The 17323-nt window shown below is 62.5% G+C and carries 13 protein-coding genes; 12 read left to right on the top strand and 1 reads right to left on the bottom strand.

Features of this window, described 5'->3' with window-relative positions:
* Positions 1-37 precede the first annotated feature (37 nt).
* From rluB to typA, 7 genes are all read left to right on the top strand, one after another.
* Positions 38-1780, top strand: coding sequence for a 23S rRNA pseudouridine(2605) synthase RluB (gene rluB / locus LK440_RS09730; protein WP_005013245.1), 1743 nt, complete (start codon positions 38-40; stop codon positions 1778-1780).
* A 416-nt stretch (positions 1781-2196) separates the two neighbouring features.
* Complete coding sequence (gene rimP / locus LK440_RS09725; RefSeq protein WP_005013246.1) at positions 2197-2676, top strand: ribosome maturation factor RimP; 480 nt, start codon at positions 2197-2199, stop codon at positions 2674-2676.
* Positions 2673-4151 (top strand): transcription termination factor NusA, encoded by a 1479-nt coding sequence (gene nusA / locus LK440_RS09720; RefSeq protein ID WP_005013248.1) that lies wholly within the window; start codon positions 2673-2675, stop codon positions 4149-4151. Before rimP ends, nusA begins: the two co-directional genes overlap by 4 nt.
* A 76-nt stretch (positions 4152-4227) precedes the next feature.
* Complete coding sequence (gene infB, locus LK440_RS09715) at positions 4228-7353, top strand: translation initiation factor IF-2 (RefSeq protein WP_005013249.1); 3126 nt, start codon at positions 4228-4230, stop codon at positions 7351-7353.
* Between the two features lie 27 nt (positions 7354-7380).
* Positions 7381-7779 carry a 30S ribosome-binding factor RbfA gene (rbfA, locus tag LK440_RS09710; protein ID WP_005013251.1) on the top strand — a complete coding sequence of 133 codons (399 nt, stop codon included), beginning with the start codon at positions 7381-7383 and terminating at the stop codon, positions 7777-7779.
* Between the two features lie 42 nt (positions 7780-7821).
* A complete protein-coding gene (gene truB, locus LK440_RS09705) occupies positions 7822-8556 on the top strand; it encodes a tRNA pseudouridine(55) synthase TruB (protein WP_005013254.1) in 735 nt (244 codons plus the stop codon).
* A 16-nt stretch (positions 8557-8572) separates the two neighbouring features.
* Positions 8573-10393, top strand: coding sequence for a translational GTPase TypA (gene typA, locus LK440_RS09700; protein ID WP_005013255.1), 1821 nt, complete (start codon positions 8573-8575; stop codon positions 10391-10393).
* Positions 10394-10494: 101 nt separating this feature from the next.
* Here typA and LK440_RS09695 read toward each other — a convergent pair whose 3' ends face one another.
* Positions 10495-12081 (bottom strand): gamma-glutamyltransferase, encoded by a 1587-nt coding sequence (locus LK440_RS09695; RefSeq protein ID WP_005013258.1) that lies wholly within the window; start codon positions 12079-12081, stop codon positions 10495-10497.
* A 35-nt stretch (positions 12082-12116) separates the two neighbouring features.
* Between LK440_RS09695 and LK440_RS09690 the strand changes: the two genes are divergently transcribed.
* The 5 genes from LK440_RS09690 (at position 12117) to LK440_RS09670 (ending at position 17267) form a co-directional block, all read left to right on the top strand.
* A complete protein-coding gene (locus tag LK440_RS09690; protein ID WP_005013259.1) occupies positions 12117-12887 on the top strand; it encodes a class I SAM-dependent methyltransferase in 771 nt (256 codons plus the stop codon).
* A 76-nt stretch (positions 12888-12963) separates the two neighbouring features.
* Positions 12964-13713 (top strand): GntR family transcriptional regulator, encoded by a 750-nt coding sequence (locus tag LK440_RS09685; protein WP_005013262.1) that lies wholly within the window; start codon positions 12964-12966, stop codon positions 13711-13713.
* Entirely contained in the window at positions 13655-14935 is a 1281-nt protein-coding gene (locus LK440_RS09680) for a malonyl-CoA decarboxylase domain-containing protein (RefSeq protein WP_025341395.1), read from the top strand. Before LK440_RS09685 ends, LK440_RS09680 begins: the two co-directional genes overlap by 59 nt.
* A 2-nt stretch (positions 14936-14937) precedes the next feature.
* Positions 14938-15717, top strand: coding sequence for an enoyl-CoA hydratase/isomerase family protein (locus LK440_RS09675; RefSeq protein ID WP_050427709.1), 780 nt, complete (start codon positions 14938-14940; stop codon positions 15715-15717).
* A gap of 5 nt (positions 15718-15722) precedes the next feature.
* Positions 15723-17267, top strand: a complete 1545-nt coding sequence (locus LK440_RS09670; RefSeq protein ID WP_005013267.1) for a malonate--CoA ligase — start codon at positions 15723-15725, stop codon at positions 17265-17267.
* Positions 17268-17323: the final 56 nt, after the last annotated feature.

Here is a 17323-nt window from a genome sequence, read left to right as displayed (position 1 = left end):
CGGAGCTGTCCCAGTGACAACCAATACAACGACAACGATGCAGGACGACAATTCCACCGTTGATCAGGCGCCCTCGGCCGAGCAGGCCACCGCGGCTACGCCTGAGGGTGAGGGCGGCGGCCGCAGCCGCGGCCGCAAGTTGCGCACGCCGTTTCGCCGTCGCCGTGCCGATGCTGCAAGTGAAGAGAATAAAGATGCGACCCCTGTGGCCGAATCGGCGCCGGCTGAGGCGCCGCGGGGCGGTGACAATGCCCGCCAGGCCGAGCGCGAGGCGGATGAGGCGTTGTCGTATCTGGACAAGGCAGCCCGCAGCGAGCAACGGCTGGGCAAGTACCTCAACAGCGAAGCCATCATGCCTAAGCTGCACAAGGTGCTGGCCGACGCTGGGGTCGGGTCGCGGCGCGAGATGGAGGAGCTCATCGTGGCGGGCCGTGTGTCAGTCAACGGCGAGCCCGCTCATATCGGTCAGCGCGTGGCGGCAAACGATCAGGTGCGCGTCAATGGCAAGCCGATTTCCCGGCCCAATGCCAAGAAGCCCCCGCGCGTGATTCTGTATCACAAACCGGCCGGCGAGATCGTCAGTCATGACGATCCGGGCGGGCGTGCCAACGTATTTGCCCGTCTGCCCAAGCTGCGCACTGGAAAGTGGCTCTCGGTGGGGCGGCTGGATCTGAACACCGAAGGTCTGCTGATCTTCACGACGTCCGGCGATATGGCCAATCGCATCATGCATCCCCGCTACGGCACCGAGCGTGAGTATGCCGTGCGCGTACTGGGCGAGATGGATGAGGCGCAGCGCAATTCCCTGGTCGAAGGAATCGATCTGGATGATGGCAAGGCTGCGTTCGGTTCCTTCGAGTATCTGGGCGGCGATGGCAGCAACCGCTGGTACCGCGTCACGTTGCAGGAGGGGCGCAACCGCGAGGTTCGTCGGATGTTCGAGGCTGTGGGCGTGACCGTCAGTCGCCTCATACGCACGCGTTTCGGCGACCTGGTGTTGCCTCGCTCGTTGCGTCGTGGCCGTTGGGAAGAGCTGGACGCTTCGCTGGTATCGGCGCTGATGGTGCAATTGGGTCTGTTGCGCGAGGATGACGAATCGGGCGGGCGGCGCGGCAAGTCGCGGCAGCCGCAGTCGCATGACAGTGCATTGCCGCCGGGCTTTGGCACGATGGAACACAATGGCATGAACGGCGCGCGCATTGGTCACCGGGGTAAGTTGCAGGGCGGCAGGGTCGGTGCCTCGGCGCCGTGTCCGTCGGATCCGTTTGGTACGGGCCTGATGTTTACCGGTGGCTATGCCAATGGGCATCCGCTGGGCAATGATGCAGGCGGCAAAGGTAAACCTGCCGGTGCGGCCAAGGGGCGCGGCCGCAAGCCGGCCGCAGCAGCGGGTGGATCGTCTGCTGCCGCGGCAGCAGGTGGGGCGGCCAAGCCGGCCGGCTCGCGGGGCGCAAAGAGGCCTGCTGGCGGGCGTGGCAAACCGGGCGCCAATGCGGCGGCCGGCGCCGCGGCCGCAGGCCGGCCGGCTGGCGGCAAGCCCGTAGGGGCCAAGCCTGCCGGCAATCGTTCTGCGGCGGGTAAGTCTGCTGCGGGTCCCAAGCCTGCCGGTAAGGGGGCAGGACGTCCCAAGAGTGCAGCGCCCAAACCGGCGGGTGGCAATAAATCCCGTCCGCGCCGCAGCGGCGAGGGGCGAGGCGATGATTGGCAGCCCAAAGGCGCGGCGGCGCACGAGTCCCGTCTGGGCGTAATGGGTGGCCGGGGTGGACGCGGCGATCGTTGATCGGGTGTGGGGCGCGAACCACCATTCCGGGTGTGTCGCGTCCCTTTATCGCGTAAACCCTGGATGAATCAGGAAAATTTGTCCGTTATCTGGTAAAATCATTTGTGTCCTGGCGCGTCTTTTCGCAGTTGATCCATGTTTGCCCTTAACCCGCTTGCCCTTTGAGGATGCCGAGCGGGGTCGGGGCAGCTGGCGCTTGCGGGGCTTGAGTAATAGCTCTTGCGGGTGAGGAAGGCGGGCTGCGCGACTGCGTGTGGCTTTGGCCGGGCGTTTGGGTCGGCGGCAAGTGGCCGCGGGCAACGGCGACAAAAGTCGCAGAGCGTCCGAGTTGCGGCAGGTGTTTGCAAGTATGCAAGCACGGGCGGCAGGTCGGGCAACACGATGGGCTGGGCATACAGCCCATTTTTTTTGAGCGTATGGCTGATTTATTCGCATTGACCGAAGAAGCGTTGGCGGGCATGGGCATCGAGTTGGTCGATGTCGAGCGTGCTGCCTTGGGCTTGTTGCGCGTGACCATAGACCGCGAGGGCGGCGTTCGCATTGAAGATTGCGAGCAGGTGTCCCGGCAGTTGTCGCGCGTGTTTGAGGTCGAAAACATCGATTACAAGCGTCTCGAAGTGGGCTCGCCCGGCGTTGATCGTCCTTTGCGTACCGAAGCGGAGTTTCGCCGGTTTGCGGACGAGCGCGTCGAGATCAAGCTGCGCGAGGCGGTCGATGGGCGCAAAGTGTTTACCGGCATCCTGCGGCCGGCGGATCCCTCTGCCGACGGCAAAACGGTGTTCGGTCTCGAATTTGAGGCAAAGAAGGACGATATTCAGGTGCTGAGCTTCACGCTCGATGACATCGAGCGCGCCAAGCTGGATCCCGTTCTGGATTTCAAGGGCAAAAAGCGATGAGTCGCGAAATTCTTCTGTTGGTTGACGCTCTGGCGCGTGAAAAGAACGTGACGCGTGAAGTCGTATTCGGGGCGCTGGAAAGCGCGCTGGCCTCGGCCATGAAAAAGCGTTTCAAGGAAGACGCCGATATCCGCGTCTCTATCGATCGCGAAACGGGCAACCATGAGGGCTTCCGTCGCTGGCTCGTGGTGCCGGACGAGGCGGGCCTGCAAGAACCAGATAAGCAAGAAATGCTGTCCGATGCGCGCGAAATCGCGCCGGACCTGCAAGAAGGCGATTACATCGAAGAGCCGCTCGAGCCGGTCGAGTTCGGGCGTATCGGCGCGCAGGCGGCCAAGCAGGCCATCCTGCAGAAGATCCGCGACGCCGAGCGCGAGCAAGTGCTCAATGATTTTCTGGATCGTGGCGAGACCATCATCTCGGGCACGATCAAGCGCATGGATAAGGGCGATTGCATCGTCGAGACAGGCAAGATCGAAGCCCGCCTGCCGCGCACTGAAATGATCCCCAAGGAAAACCTACGTGTCGGCGACCGTGTCCGCGCCTTTGTGCTGCGTGTCGATCACGCCGCTCGTGGCCAGCAGGTGATTCTGTCGCGGACCTCGCCGGAATTCATCCGCCAATTGTTTGAAAATGAAGTCCCCGAAATCGAGCAGGGTCTGCTCGAGATTAAGGCGGCTGCCCGCGACCCGGGTGTGCGTGCCAAGATTGCCGTGGTGGCTTACGACAAGCGTATCGATCCCATCGGCACTTGCGTGGGCATGCGCGGATCGCGCGTGACCGCCGTGCGCAACGAGTTGGGTGGCGAGCAGGTCGACATCGTCCTGTGGTCGGAAGATCCCGCTCAGTTCGTCATCGGCGCGCTGGCGCCCGCCAACGTCGAATCCATCGTGGTCGATGAAGACAAGCACGCCATGGATGTCGTGGTCGATGAAGAGAACCTGCCCAAAGCCATTGGCGCCAGGGGGCAGAACGTGCGTCTGGCCTCCGAGTTGACCGGCTGGCAGATCAATATCATGACGCCGGAGGAAAGCCTCAATCGCCAGGAAAATGAGCGTGCCACGCTGCGCGCCGCTTTCATGGACAAGCTGGATGTGGACGAAGAAGTCGCCGATATCCTGATCGATGAAGGCTTTACCGGTCTGGAAGAGATCGCCTATGTCCCCATGCAGGAACTGCTGGAGATCGAGGCTTTCGATGAAGACACCATCAATGAACTGCGTGCCCGCGCCCGCAATGCCTTGCTTACCGAGGCGATTGCCCAGGAAGAACGCCTGGAAACCGCGCAGGATCTGCTCGAACTCGATGGCATAACACCTGACCTGGCTGCCAAACTGGCTGAGCGTGGCGTACATACGCGTGACGATCTGGCCGAACTGGCGACCGATGAGCTGGCGGAGATCGCCGGCATGGACGAGCAGCAGGCCAGCGACTTGATCATGCGTGCGCGTGCGCACTGGTTCGACGAGGAATGATCGCGCCGCTGCCTGGCGTTGCTGGACCGCCCCGCGTTGAAAATTGTAAATAGCTGCAGATAGGGAAGAGAGCCTAATGTCGAGTAATACTGTCGCCCAGTTCGCTACCGAGCTGAAAATGCCTGCCAACGTGCTGCTGGATCAGCTGCGTTCGGCCGGCGTTGACCTCAAATCGGTCGACGATACCGTCACCGACAGCGACAAGGCGAAATTGCTCGACTCGCTGCGCCGCGCGCATGGCGCGACCGACGGCAAGAAGATCACGCTGACACGTCGGCAGACTTCTGAAATCCGCCAAGCGGATGCCACGGGTCGTTCGCGTACGATTCAGGTCGAGGTGCGTAAAAAACGCGTCTTCGTCAAGCGCGATCCGGCCGAACTGGCTGCCGAAGCGGCTGCCGACGCCCAAGCCGCTGCCGAGCAGGCTGCCGCAGATGTCTCCGCCGAGGCGTTCGACGCTGTCGAGATCGCGTCCCAGGTCCAGGAGCCGCAACCGGCCGCGGCCGACGCCGGTGTTCAAGCGCAAGACACCAAGACCGAACCGGCTCCGGCCGACGATGCACCGAAGGCTGACACCCAGCCCGAAGCCGCCGCTATCGAACCGGCACCCCAAGCCCAGGTAGCTGCATCGCCTGAGCCTGAGCAAGTTGCTGAACCCATCAAGTCCCAGGCGGATGAAGCCGCCACCGAAACCCCGGCACCGACGGAAACGTCGGCGCCTGCTCCCGCGGTCAAGGCTGAAGCAGAGCCCCAGTCCGCCCAACCCGCGGCTTCCCGCGAGCAATCCACGGCACAGCCGGTCGAGCCCGAAGCCAAGAAAGAATCTGTCGCAGCGCCCACGACTCAAGAAGCCGGGCCCGAATCCGTTGTGCAAGCTCAAAACGAAATAAACTCCAAATCCCCAGCCCAAGCGGCCAAATCCGAATCCACCCAGACGCTGTCCAAGGCTGAGCTGGCACGTCCGCAGGTCTCCGCTGATGCGGCGCGCCGTGCGGCCGCTGCCTCGACGGCTCCCGGCGCTCGCGAAGACGCACGCCGTAAGGCGGAGGCAGAAGCCGCCGCCTTGCGTGAGATGCTCAATCGCCCGCGCAAGGTGCTGCGCGCTCCCGAACCGGAGCCCGCCGCGCCCAGCACGCCCGCGTTGTCTGGCACATTGCACAAGCCTGCAGGCAAGAAAGATGCCGCTGCCGCGCCCAAGAAGGAAGGCGGGGCCAACAAGCCCGCAGCCGGAGCAGGCGGCAAGAAGACCATCAAGACGGCCGAGGTTTCCTCGACCTGGAGCGATGATGCTTCGCGCAAGAAGCCGACTGACAAGGCCGCTACCACCCCCGCTACCCGTGACGGCTGGCGTGCCGGCGGCAAGGGCGGCGGTGGTGGCAAGGGGTCGCGCAACCATGGCCGCAATCAGCAGAACGATCGCCGCAATGAGCCCGCTGCCCAGGAATTCATCGCCCGTGAAATTCACGTGCCTGAAACCATTTCGGTGGCCGATCTGGCGCACAAGATGTCCGTCAAGGCCGCAGAGGTCATCAAGCAACTGATGAAGCTGGGCCAGATGGTCACCATCAACCAGGTGCTGGATCAGGAAACCGCGATGATCGTCGTCGAGGAACTGGGCCACGTGGCGATCGCCGCCAAGCTGGACGACCCGGAAGCCTTCCTGGACGAAACCCCCGCAGCGACCGAAGCGGAGGTGTCTCCGCGTGCTCCGGTGGTTACCGTCATGGGCCACGTCGACCACGGCAAGACCTCGCTGCTGGACTACATCCGCCGCGCCAAGGTTGCCGCGGGCGAAGCCGGCGGTATTACGCAGCACATTGGCGCCTACCACGTCCAGACCGATCGTGGCAGCGTGACCTTCCTCGACACCCCGGGCCACGAAGCCTTTACGGCCATGCGTGCACGTGGCGCCAAGGCCACCGACATCGTGATTCTGGTTGTCGCCGCCGATGACGGCGTCATGCCGCAGACGCGTGAAGCCATCCACCATGCCAAGGCGGCCGGCGTGCCCCTGGTCGTGGCGGTCAACAAGGTGGACAAGCCGGACGCCAACCCGGAGCGCGTCAAGCAGGAGCTGGTTGCCGAACAGGTCGTGCCGGAAGAGTACGGCGGCGACGTGCCGTTTGTATCCGTGTCGGCCAAGACCGGTGCCGGTATCGACGAGTTGCTCGAGAACGTGTTGCTGCAAGCCGAAATTCTGGAACTGACCGCACCGGTCGAAGCCCCGGCCAAGGGTCTGGTCATCGAAGCGCGTCTGGACAAGGGCCGTGGCCCGGTTGCCACTATCCTGGTGCAAAGCGGCACGCTCAAGCGTGGCGATGTCGTGTTGGCTGGCGCGAGCTTCGGCCGCGTGCGTGCCATGCTCGACGAGAACGGCAAGCCGATTCAGGCTGCTGGCCCGTCCATTCCGGTCGAGATTCAAGGCCTGACGGAAGTGCCTGCTGCCGGTGACGAACTGATCTCGCTGAGCGATGAGCGCAAGGCGCGTGAAATCGCCCTGTTCCGGCAAGGCAAGTTCCGCGACGTCAAGCTGGCTCGTCAGCAAGCTGCCAAGCTGGAATCCATGTTCGACAACATGGGTGAAGGCAAGCAGACGCTGCCGCTCATCGTCAAGACCGATGTCCAAGGTTCGCAGGAAGCTCTGGTCAATGCCTTGACCAAGCTGTCGACGGACGAAGTCCGCGTGCAGGTGGTACACGCCGCCGTGGGCGGCATCTCCGAAAGCGACGTCAACCTGGCGATCGCCTCGAATGCCGTGGTCATTGGCTTTAACGTCCGTGCCGACCAGAGCGCCAAGAAGCTCGCCGAGAACAACGGCATCGATCTGCGCTACTACAACATCATCTATGACGCCGTAGATGAAGTGAAGGCAGCTATGTCGGGCATGTTGGCGCCCGAGAAGAAAGAAGAGATCATCGGCCAGGTCGAAGTGCGCGAGGTCTATACGATTTCCCGCATCGGCACGGTTGCCGGTTGCATGGTGCTCGATGGCCTGGTGCGCCGCGACTCGCAGGTTCGCCTGCTGCGCAACAACGTGGTGGTGTGGACGGGTCAGCTCGACTCGCTGCGCCGCTTCAAGGACGACGTCAAGGAAGTCAAATCCGGCTTCGATTGCGGCCTGACCTTGCGCGGCAGCAACGACCTGCAAATCGGCGACCAACTGGAAGTCTTTGAAATCAAGGAAATTGCGCGTACCCTGTAAGAACAGGGCCACGCGGGTTGTTGCTACATGAGCCGACACAAGTCCAAATCCATCCCCGGTCGTAATCTGCGACTGGCCGAACAGATCCAGAAGGATCTGGCCGGGATCATTCAGCGCGAGATCGATATGACTCGCGCGGGGCTGATTACGATCTCCGGGGTGGAACTGTCGGCCGATTACGCGCATGCCAAGGTGTTTTTCACGGTCCTGGGCGCTGAGCCCGAGACCGCTGCCGCCTTGCTGAACGAAAAGGCCGGCTGGCTGCATTCGCAGCTCTACAAACTTCTGCAGATCCACACGGTGCCGACGCTGCGTTTCTTTCATGATCCGCAACTCGAGCGCGGCATCGAAATGTCGATGCTGATCGACCGCGCCAACCGCGGTCCGCAATCGGGCGTCCCCGACGAGCCTGAAGACCAGTCCTGATCGGGCTGTCGTCGCTTTTTTTCTCTGTTTCGGATTCCGACGATGGCTAAACGACGCGGGCAGCCGCTCGACGGTGTGTTGTTGCTGGACAAACCGGTAGGCTTGTCTAGTAATCACGCTTTGCAGCGCGCCAAACGGACGCTGGACGCGGCCAAGGCCGGACACACCGGCACGCTGGACCCTTTTGCCACAGGCCTGTTGCTGTGCTGCATGGGCCGCGCGACCAAGATATCCGGCGCGATGCTCAACGCAGACAAGACTTACTGCGCGACGTTGCAGTTCGGTGAAGAAACCGATAGTGGCGATCTGACTGGCAACATCGTGGCGCGGGCCGATCCGGGTCACGAGGTGCCAGATGAGGTGGCGCTGCGCGAAGTGCTGTCACGATTTCAAGGCAGCATCGAGCAGATTCCGCCAATGTATTCGGCACTCAAGCGCGACGGCAAACCGTTATACGAGTATGCCCGCGCGGGTATCGAGTTGGAACGCCCGCCTCGGCGGGTCACGATTTATCGCATCGAACTGCTGTCGTTTACCGGGCACCAGGCCCAGATCGATGTGGCGTGCAGTAAAGGGACTTACATCCGTACGCTGGCCCAGGACATCGGGCGCGCGTTGGGGTGTTATGCCCACCTGGCCGCCTTGCGCCGTACCGAGGTTGGGCCTTTCTCCCTGGACCGCGCAGTAACCCTGGATGCCCTGCAAGCGATGCCCGACCCCAAGGCGGCCTTGCTTGCGCTCAATGAATTGCCGGCGGGTTTGCTGCCCGCCCCCTGAACTTAAAGGACCTGCTATGACCCGCGCATTGCGCAACGTCGCCATCATCGCCCACGTGGACCACGGCAAGACGACCCTGGTCGACCAATTGCTGCGCCAATCCGGCACTTTCCGCGAAAACCAGGCGGTTGCTGAACGGGTCATGGACTCGAACGACCTGGAAAAAGAACGCGGCATTACGATTCTGGCCAAGAACTGTGCCGTTGAATACGAAGGCACCCACATCAACATCGTCGATACCCCGGGGCACGCTGACTTCGGCGGCGAGGTCGAGCGCGTACTGTCCATGGTCGACGGCGTACTGTTGCTGGTCGATGCTGTTGAAGGCCCGATGCCGCAGACCATTTTCGTGACCCGCAAGGCACTGGCTCTGGGCCTCAAGCCCATCGTCGTGGTCAACAAGATCGACCGTCCCGGCGCGCGTCCGGACTTCGTCATCAACGCTACCTTCGAATTGTTCGATAAGCTCGGCGCTACAGAAGAGCAGCTCGATTTCCCGGTGATTTACGCTTCCGGGCTCTCCGGTTATGCCGGCCTGACCGAGGACGTACGCAGCGGCGATATGCGTCCGCTGTTTGAGGCGGTATTGAAGCACGTGCCGCAACGTGAAGATGATCCCAACGGCCCGTTGCAGATGCAGATCATCTCGCTGGATTACAACAGCTATGTCGGCAAGATCGGCGTGGGCCGCGTCAACCGTGGCCGTATGCGTCCCGGCATGGATGTGGCGTTCCGGTTCGGTCCCGAAGGCCAGGTGCAGCGCGGCCGTATCAATCAGGTGCTGAAGTTCAGCGGTCTGGAGCGCGAAGTCGTCGAGGAAGCGGAAGCCGGCGACATCGTGCTGATCAACGGGATCGAAGATCTGAACATCGGCACGACGGTAACCGATACCTCCACCCCAGAGGCTCTGCCGGTATTGCGTATCGACGAGCCTACGCTGACCATGAATTTCATGGTCAACACCTCGCCGTTGGCCGGCCGTGAAGGCAAGTTCGTCACCAGCCGCCAACTGCGCGACCGTCTCGATCGCGAACTGAAATCCAATGTGGCCTTGCGTGTGCGCGACACGGGTGATGATACGGTTTTCGAGGTCTCCGGCCGCGGTGAACTGCATCTGACCATTCTGCTGGAAACCATGCGCCGCGAAGGCTACGAGTTGGCGGTGTCGCGTCCTCGCGTGGTGTTCAAAGAGGTCAACGGTGTCAAGTGCGAACCCTATGAAGCCTTGACGGCGGACGTCGAGGACGGGCACCAGGGTGGTGTCATGGAAGAGCTGGGCCGTCGTCGCGGTGACCTGCAGGATATGCAACCCGATGGTCGCGGTCGCACGCGTTTGGAATACATCATTCCGGCGCGCGGCCTGATCGGTTTTCAGAACGAGTTTCTGACGCTGACCCGTGGCACCGGTTTGATGAGCCATACGTTCCACGAATACGCGCCGGTGCGCGAAGGGTCGATCGGCGAGCGCCGCAACGGCGTGCTCATCAGCCAGGACAATGGTGACGCTGTCGCCTACGCCCTCTGGAAGCTGCAGGATCGCGGCCGGATGTTCGTCAGCCCCGGCGAGCCGCTTTATGAAGGCATGATCATCGGCATCCATAGCCGTGACAATGACCTGGTCGTCAACCCGATCAAGGGTAAGCAGTTGACCAACGTGCGTGCCTCCGGCACGGACGAGGCGGTGCGTCTGGTGCCGCCTATCCAGCTCACGCTGGAATACGCGGTGGAGTTCATCGATGATGATGAGCTGGTCGAAATCACACCCAAGTTCATTCGCCTGCGCAAGCGTTACCTGCAAGAGCACGAGCGTCGCCGTGCTTCGCGCGACAACGCCTAAGTCATCGCGCAGCCGGCGGAATCGCGTCGGCCGCTGCCAGATAGAAACGCCTGAACCGGTATTGCCGGTTCAGGCGTTTTTCATGGGCGCACGCCGTCAGATCAGGGGCGGCGGCCGTGGTTCTCTGCCAACGCGGCATCGCCCCAGGGCGCCATGATTTCGGTGCAACCCTCATTGCCTTGCGTGTCGCGCAGGACACCGCTTGGGCAGGCGAAGGCAAACGGGTAGACGCCACGGCGCGCCAACGCGTGCGGGAAGCGCCCGCCCAGCGCGGCCACGGTCAGCTCCCCCAATGCGGGGTCGATGATAAGCGTGTCCGTGCTGGCATCGATGCGTGGATGATGAAAGGCCTCTTCCAGCGACATGCCGTAATCCATCAGGAAGGACGTCAGTTGAAGGACGGCCGGCAAGATTTTGCGGCCCCCGGAGGCGCCTAATGCGAATACGCGGTCGGCTTGCTGGCCGATGACAGGGCAGATGTTCATCAGGCAGCGCTTGTTCGGCGCAAGGGAATTAGGCTTGCCCGGCTCGGGATCGAACCACATGATGCCGTTGTTAAGCAGCATGCCAGCCGATAGTGCGACGACATGCGAGCCAAAGGCGGACAGCAACGTTTGCGTCACCGCGCACATATTGCCCTGCCGATCGACGACACTGAAGTGGGTGGTGCAGCCAGGAGTGCGTGGGTCTTCGTTGTCGCCCATGTGCTGGAAGCGCCATTGATACTCGTCGAGCAGCACCTGTGCATAGGACTCGAAGGCAGCCGATGCCGGACGGCCCTGGGGGTGAAGCAGGCTCTCCAGGCGGCCCAGGCACCGTGCCAGATTGGGACCCGATGTCATCTGCGGGGTGGCGTAGACAGTGCCTGACCGATAAGGAATGGCCAGCGCGTCCAGCCATTGCGCTTCATAGTTTTGCAGATCGGCCAGTGCCAGGCTGCCACCCTGGGCCTGAACATCAGCCGCCAGTGCGCGGCCGATGTCGCCGCCGTAGAGCGCCTGCGCTCCTTCTTCGGCCAACTGGCGCAAGGTCTGGGCAGCCCGGTGGAAGTCCAGGTGCTTGGCGGCCGTGGCTGTCCAGCCGCTGGATTTGGGCCAAAGCCCATCGTCCAGGAACATGGCCGCGGCTGCCGGATCGCGGGCCAGCCAGCGGGCCGAACCGGCGATCATGAGGGTAGCGTACCAGTCGAGTAATGGACCCTCTTCGGCCAACGCGATAGCGCCTTGGAGATTGTCGCGCCACGGCAGTTTTCCATAGGCCTGGTGCGCCGCGGCCATACCGGCCACGGTTCCGGGGACAGCCACGGCGGTGGCTCCACGACAATTGCGATCGTCGAGCACGGCTGGCCAGGGGAACAGATCGGCCGATAGGCTGCCGTCGCCGGCAAGCGGGTAAGTCTTGGGATCCAGCGCGGCGGGCGATCGCATCTCGAAATGCACGACCTGGGCGCGTCGGGTGTCGGCACGATAGATGACCATGGCACCGCCGCCCATGGGTCCGCTCATCCAGGGCTCGACCACGCCGGCGGCAAAAGATGTTGCCACGGCGGCATCCACGGCGTCCCCGCCCGCAGCCAGGATTGCCGCGCCAGCCTGTGCGGCTTTGCGATGCTGGGAGGCGACGATGCCGTCAGCGCTTTGCAGTACGGTCTTGCGAGTGATCTGAGTGCTTGAAAAGTTGTCGTGCACGTGGGTCTCCTCGAGGCTATCGCTACAATGCCGTGATGTCACGACGCAATCAACCCTCAGCACTGGATCAGCCCTCGCTTTCGGACGCCGATGGCGTGCGCTATCTGCATTTCGGCAGTGAATGGATCCAGGGTACCATGCGCATCAAGAATCCTGCCGAACTCGTACTGGAATACACGTCGCAAATGATGGCCTGGCTGCTCTTTCTGGAGCCGCCGCGCGAGCAGTCCATCGGTTTGCTGGGTCTGGGAGCGGGTTCGCTGGCCCGTTTCTGCCTCAAGCACACCCGCAGCCACATCGATGTGGTCGAATGGAATCCTCAGGTCACGGCCGTCTGCCAGATGTTTTTCAAGTTGTCCACGCCGGCCCGGCTGGACGTACACCATGAGGACGCCGCCGTCTGGGTGGCCGACCCACTCAACGTGGGACGCAGCCAGGTGCTCATGGTGGATCTTTACGACGCCAAGGCCGAGGGGCCGGTGCGCGATAGTGTGGGGTTTTACCGCGATTGCCGCCGCGTGTTGGGCGAGGTCGGTGTGCTGGCTGTCAACCTGTTTGGCCGCCACGAGAGTTTCGGGCGCAACATCGATAATCTGTCCAAAGCGTTTGACGACCGTATCATCCTCCTGCCCGAAATCGATGCGGGCAATCAGATCGTTCTGGCCTTCTCCGGGCTGCCGTTGGCGGTCACACCAGCCGAGTTACTGGCCCGCGCCGAGGTGGTCGAGTCTCGATACGGCCTGCCTGCGCGCCGGTGGGCGCGCACGCTGGCCGGCCATGCCGTCGATGGGATTCTGCATCTCTGATTAAGGGTTTATCCTGGGGCAGACAGCAGCGCCGGGCGCGTTTACCATGGCTGTAATTATGAATTATGGATAATTCATGGCTGCTCCCATCGTCCGCCAGGCGCTGTATCTAGAGGTCGCAGATCGCCTGCGTGACATGATTCGCGCCCACGCCCTGGCTTGCGGCCAGGGGATAGACGAGGTGCGCCTGACAGAGCAGTTGGGGATTTCGCGCACACCGCTGCGCGAGGCGCTGAAGGTCTTGGCCAACGAGGGCTTGGTACGGCTGGAGCCGTGCCGCGGCAGCTTCGTCAACGAGCTTGCTGTGGACGATCTGGAGCAGATCTTTCCGCTCATGGCCATGTTGGAGGGGCGTTGCGCCTACGAAGCCGCTCAAAAGGCCACTGCCGCCGATTTGCTGGCGCTCGGGCCATTGCATGACCGTTTGCGCGAGCAGGCTGCAGCAGGCCAGATGGACGAGTATTACGACACCAACTACCGCATCCATGTGCAGGTGCAGTCTCTGGCGGACAACCGCTGGCTGTCCGATATGGTCGATAAATTGCGCAAAGTCGTCGGCCTGTTTCGCCACAAAAGTCTGGCGCTGCCAGGCCGCTTGCAAGAGTCCTGCGCTGAACATCTGGCGATTTACGCGGCGTTGCAGGCGCGCGATCCCGAGGGGGCTGAAGCCCTGACGCGCAAACATCTATTGCGGCAAATGGAAGCCCTGCGCCGGCTGGCGCATCAGCCGCCTGCGCAGCGGCTGCCCGATTCGGAGGATCAAGACCATGTCATCTCTGGACAGACCCGTGCCCGCGCGCGACGTGCCAGCTCGCGAGCAGGTTGAGGGCAATGCCGCAGGCGGCGGCCTGATGGCCCGCCTCGGCCGGCTGCTCGAGCGTGAGCGGCTCGCCGACACCGAAATTCTGGCGTTGTTCCAGGCGCGCGCCACTGATGTGCGGGCCAACAAACTGGCCGCCGGCTGGTGCGCCGCCTATATGCAGGGCGATGGGGCACGCCGCCGCAGTCTGTTGGCGGGCCTGACGCGCGCGTATGCCCGCCTGGATTCCGCCCAGGCCGAAACCGCTCGGCTTTTCAAGCGCTTCAATGCCCAGCCCGAAGGGCTGCGTTTTCTGGTGAGCCTGCGCGCCGATATGCTGCGCTGGCGCAAGCAGGTTGCCGGTCTGCAGGCGTTGGAGCCGGTGCTGGAAGAATTGCTGTCGTCATGGTTTGACGTGGGCTTGCTGGAACTGCGGCCCTTGACGTGGGACAGCCCTGCTTCGCTCCTGGAAAAGCTGATCCAGTACGAGGCCGTTCACGCCATCCAATCCTGGGATGATCTGCGCCATCGGGTGGCCCAAGACCGCCGTTGCTATGCTTACTTTCATCCCCAGATGCCGGATGTTCCGCTCATCTTTGTCGAAATTGCTTTCGATGCCAGCATGTCCGATAGTGTGCAGTCGCTGCTCGATACTCAGGCCCCGGCTCAGGATCTGACTCGCGCACGCTGGGCGATTTTCTACTCCATCTCCAATACGCAGGAAGGATTGCGTGGCATCAGCTTCGGCAATTTCCTGCTCAAGCGTGTCATCGAACGGTTATTGCAGGAACTGCCCCAACTCAAGTCCTTCGCGACGCTGTCACCCATGCCAGGTTTCAATGCCTGGCTGGCACGCTTGAAGGGGCCGGAAGTCGAGCAGATCGTGCGCGGTGAAAAGGGTGGTGGCAAACGCTCGCCGGATGGGCAGCAGTGGGTGGCGCGCCTGAGGCGTGCGGCGCGCGGAAAGCCTTCGGAAGCCCTGCGCCGGGCTGGCGTAAAGCTCGCCTCGCACTATCTGCAGTCGTTGAGAAATGATCGGCCCGCAGATCCGGTGGCGCGCTTTCATCTGGGCAACGGTGCGCGGCTCGAACGCCTGAACTGGGCGGCCGACGTCTCCGACAACGGCCTGGAGCAGTCTTGCGGGATGATGGTCAACTATCTCTATGTATTGGACGACCTGGACGCCAATCTGGCGCGCCTGCAAGACGGCAAGATCACCGTCAGTCGTGGTTTCGGGCGGGTGGCGTGACGATGGGCGGCTCCGTCGCGTGGTGCCGTGAGGGGCGGGTGGCCAGGGTTGAGCTGGCGCATCCGGGCAGGCTCAACGCGATCACCGTGGCCATGTGGCAGGGTTTGCGTGACGTCTTCGTGCAGATCGCTGCGGATCCGCAGATTCATTGTGTGATTCTGCGCGGGGCAGACGGCAACTTCGCCGCAGGTGCGGATATCCGGGAGTTTGCGCACCAGCGCAATGATCTTCCATCGGTCATGAACTATCACCGCGGCATGCTGGCACCTGCACTGGCCGCTATCGCGCAATGCCCGCAGCCGGTCGTGGCCCAGATAGAGGGCGTATGCGTGGGTGGGGGCCTGGAGATTGCCGCGCAGTGCGATATACGCATCGCCTGTTGCGATGCGCGCTTTGGTGCACCCATAAATCGTCTCGGTTTTCCCATGGCGCCCGACGAAATGAAAGGACTGTTGGCCCTGCTTGGACCCGCCAACACGCTGGCCGTGCTGCTTGAAGGCCGCGTGTTCGATGCGGCCGAAGCGCTGCGTTTGGGCCTGCTCACGCGCGTGGCCGCGCCGGGCTGCCTGAACAGCACGGTGCAAGCTTCGGTTGACCATATCCTGGCTGGTGCTCCCGACGCGGCGAGGCGCAACAAGAGGCTGGTGCGTCGCCTGCAGCAGGGCACACCGCTGAGTGAAGCCGAGTATCTCGATTTTTTTTCATATGCCGACAGCCATGACCATCGAGAGGGCGTGCGTGCCTTTCTGGCTGGCGAACAACCAATATTCAATGGAGATTGAAAACGGTGACCAATGCCAATCTGTACGCCGTGCTGGCGTCGGGCTTTCCCCAGGATCGCAGCAAGATCGCGCTGGAAACCCCCGAGTTGGAATACACATGGGACGATATCGACCAAGCTAGCGCCTGCCTGGCCAATCTGCTTGCCTCGTTGCACCTGCCCAAGGGCGCGCGCGTAGCGGTGCAGGTCGAAAAATCGCCCGAGGCGTTGCTGCTGTATCTGGCCACCCTGCGCGCGGGTTACGTTTATCTGCCGCTCAATACGGCGTACCGTGAAGCGGAGGTGCAATATTTCCTCGAGAACGCCGAGCCGTCCGTCGTCGTGTGTGCCAGCAAGAATCTGGAATGGGTCGAACGGGTTGCCTTGGCAACGGGCACCCAACACGTTTTTACGCTCGATGATGACCGTAGCGGCACGATATTGGCGGCCGCTGCCGGCATGCCCCGCACATTCCGCACGGTTACACGCAAGCCGGATGATCTGGCCGCTATCCTGTACACATCCGGCACGACCGGGCGCAGCAAGGGGGCCATGCTGTCGCATGGCAATCTGGCGCATAACGCGCAGGTGCTCAACGAGTACTGGGGCTGGCGGCAGGATGATGTATTGCTTCATATGTTGCCGATCTTCCACGTGCACGGTCTGTTCGTGGCCTCGCACGGAGGAGCGTTGCTCGCGGGTGCGCGCATGATATGGCTGCCCAAACTGGATGTGGAGCAGGCGCTGCACTATCTGCCCCAGAGCACGATGATGATGGGAGTGCCCACGTATTACGTCCGCCTGCTCAGCGACCCACGGTTCACGCGCGACACCTGCGCCAACATGCGCGTGTTCATTTCCGGGTCCGCGCCATTGCTGACCGAGACCTTCAACGACTTTCGTCAGCGCAGTGGCTACACCATCCTGGAGCGTTATGGCATGAGCGAAACCGTCATGTTGACCTCCAACCCCTATGCGCAGGGCAGCGGCGAACGCCTCGGGGGCACGGTCGGCCGCACGTTGCCGGGGGTGCAGGTGCGCGTGGTCGATGACCATGGCCAGCCAGTGCCGGCCGGCGAGATCGGCAATATTCAGGTGCGCGGACCCAATGTGTTTTCCGGTTATTGGCGCATGCCTGAGAAAACCCGGGAAGAGTTCACTGCCGATGGCTGGTTCAGAACGGGCGACGTCGGTCGTTGGGGCGGTCAGGCCGCCTCGGGCGATGTGCCAGCGGATTACCTGTCCATTGTCGGGCGCAGCAAGGATCTGATCATATCGGGCGGCTTCAACGTCTACCCCAAGGAGATCGAAAGCGTCATCGATGATATGCCGGGCGTGGCCGAGTCGGCCGTCATCGGCGTGCCGCACCCGGATTTTGGCGAAGCCGTCGTGGCCGTCGTCGTGCCCAAACCGCAAGCCACGCTGGACGCCGACGCCATGCAGCAGGAACTGAAGGCGCGCATTGCCAACTTCAAGGTGCCCAAACGGATTTACCTTGTCGAGCAGTTACCCCGCAACACCATGGGCAAGGTGCAGAAGAACGTTCTTCGCGAGTCATATCAAAACCCGTGAAGTGTGGGCCGGGAGGGCTTCTCCCGGTTTTCCGGTTTTTCCTGAGAGGTGCAAGA

Source organism: Bordetella holmesii (assembly GCF_020735985.1).
In the GTDB taxonomy this organism is placed as follows: Bacteria; Pseudomonadota; Gammaproteobacteria; order Burkholderiales; family Burkholderiaceae_B; genus Bordetella; species Bordetella holmesii.
This window is presented reverse-complemented; position numbering and strand designations above follow the sequence as displayed.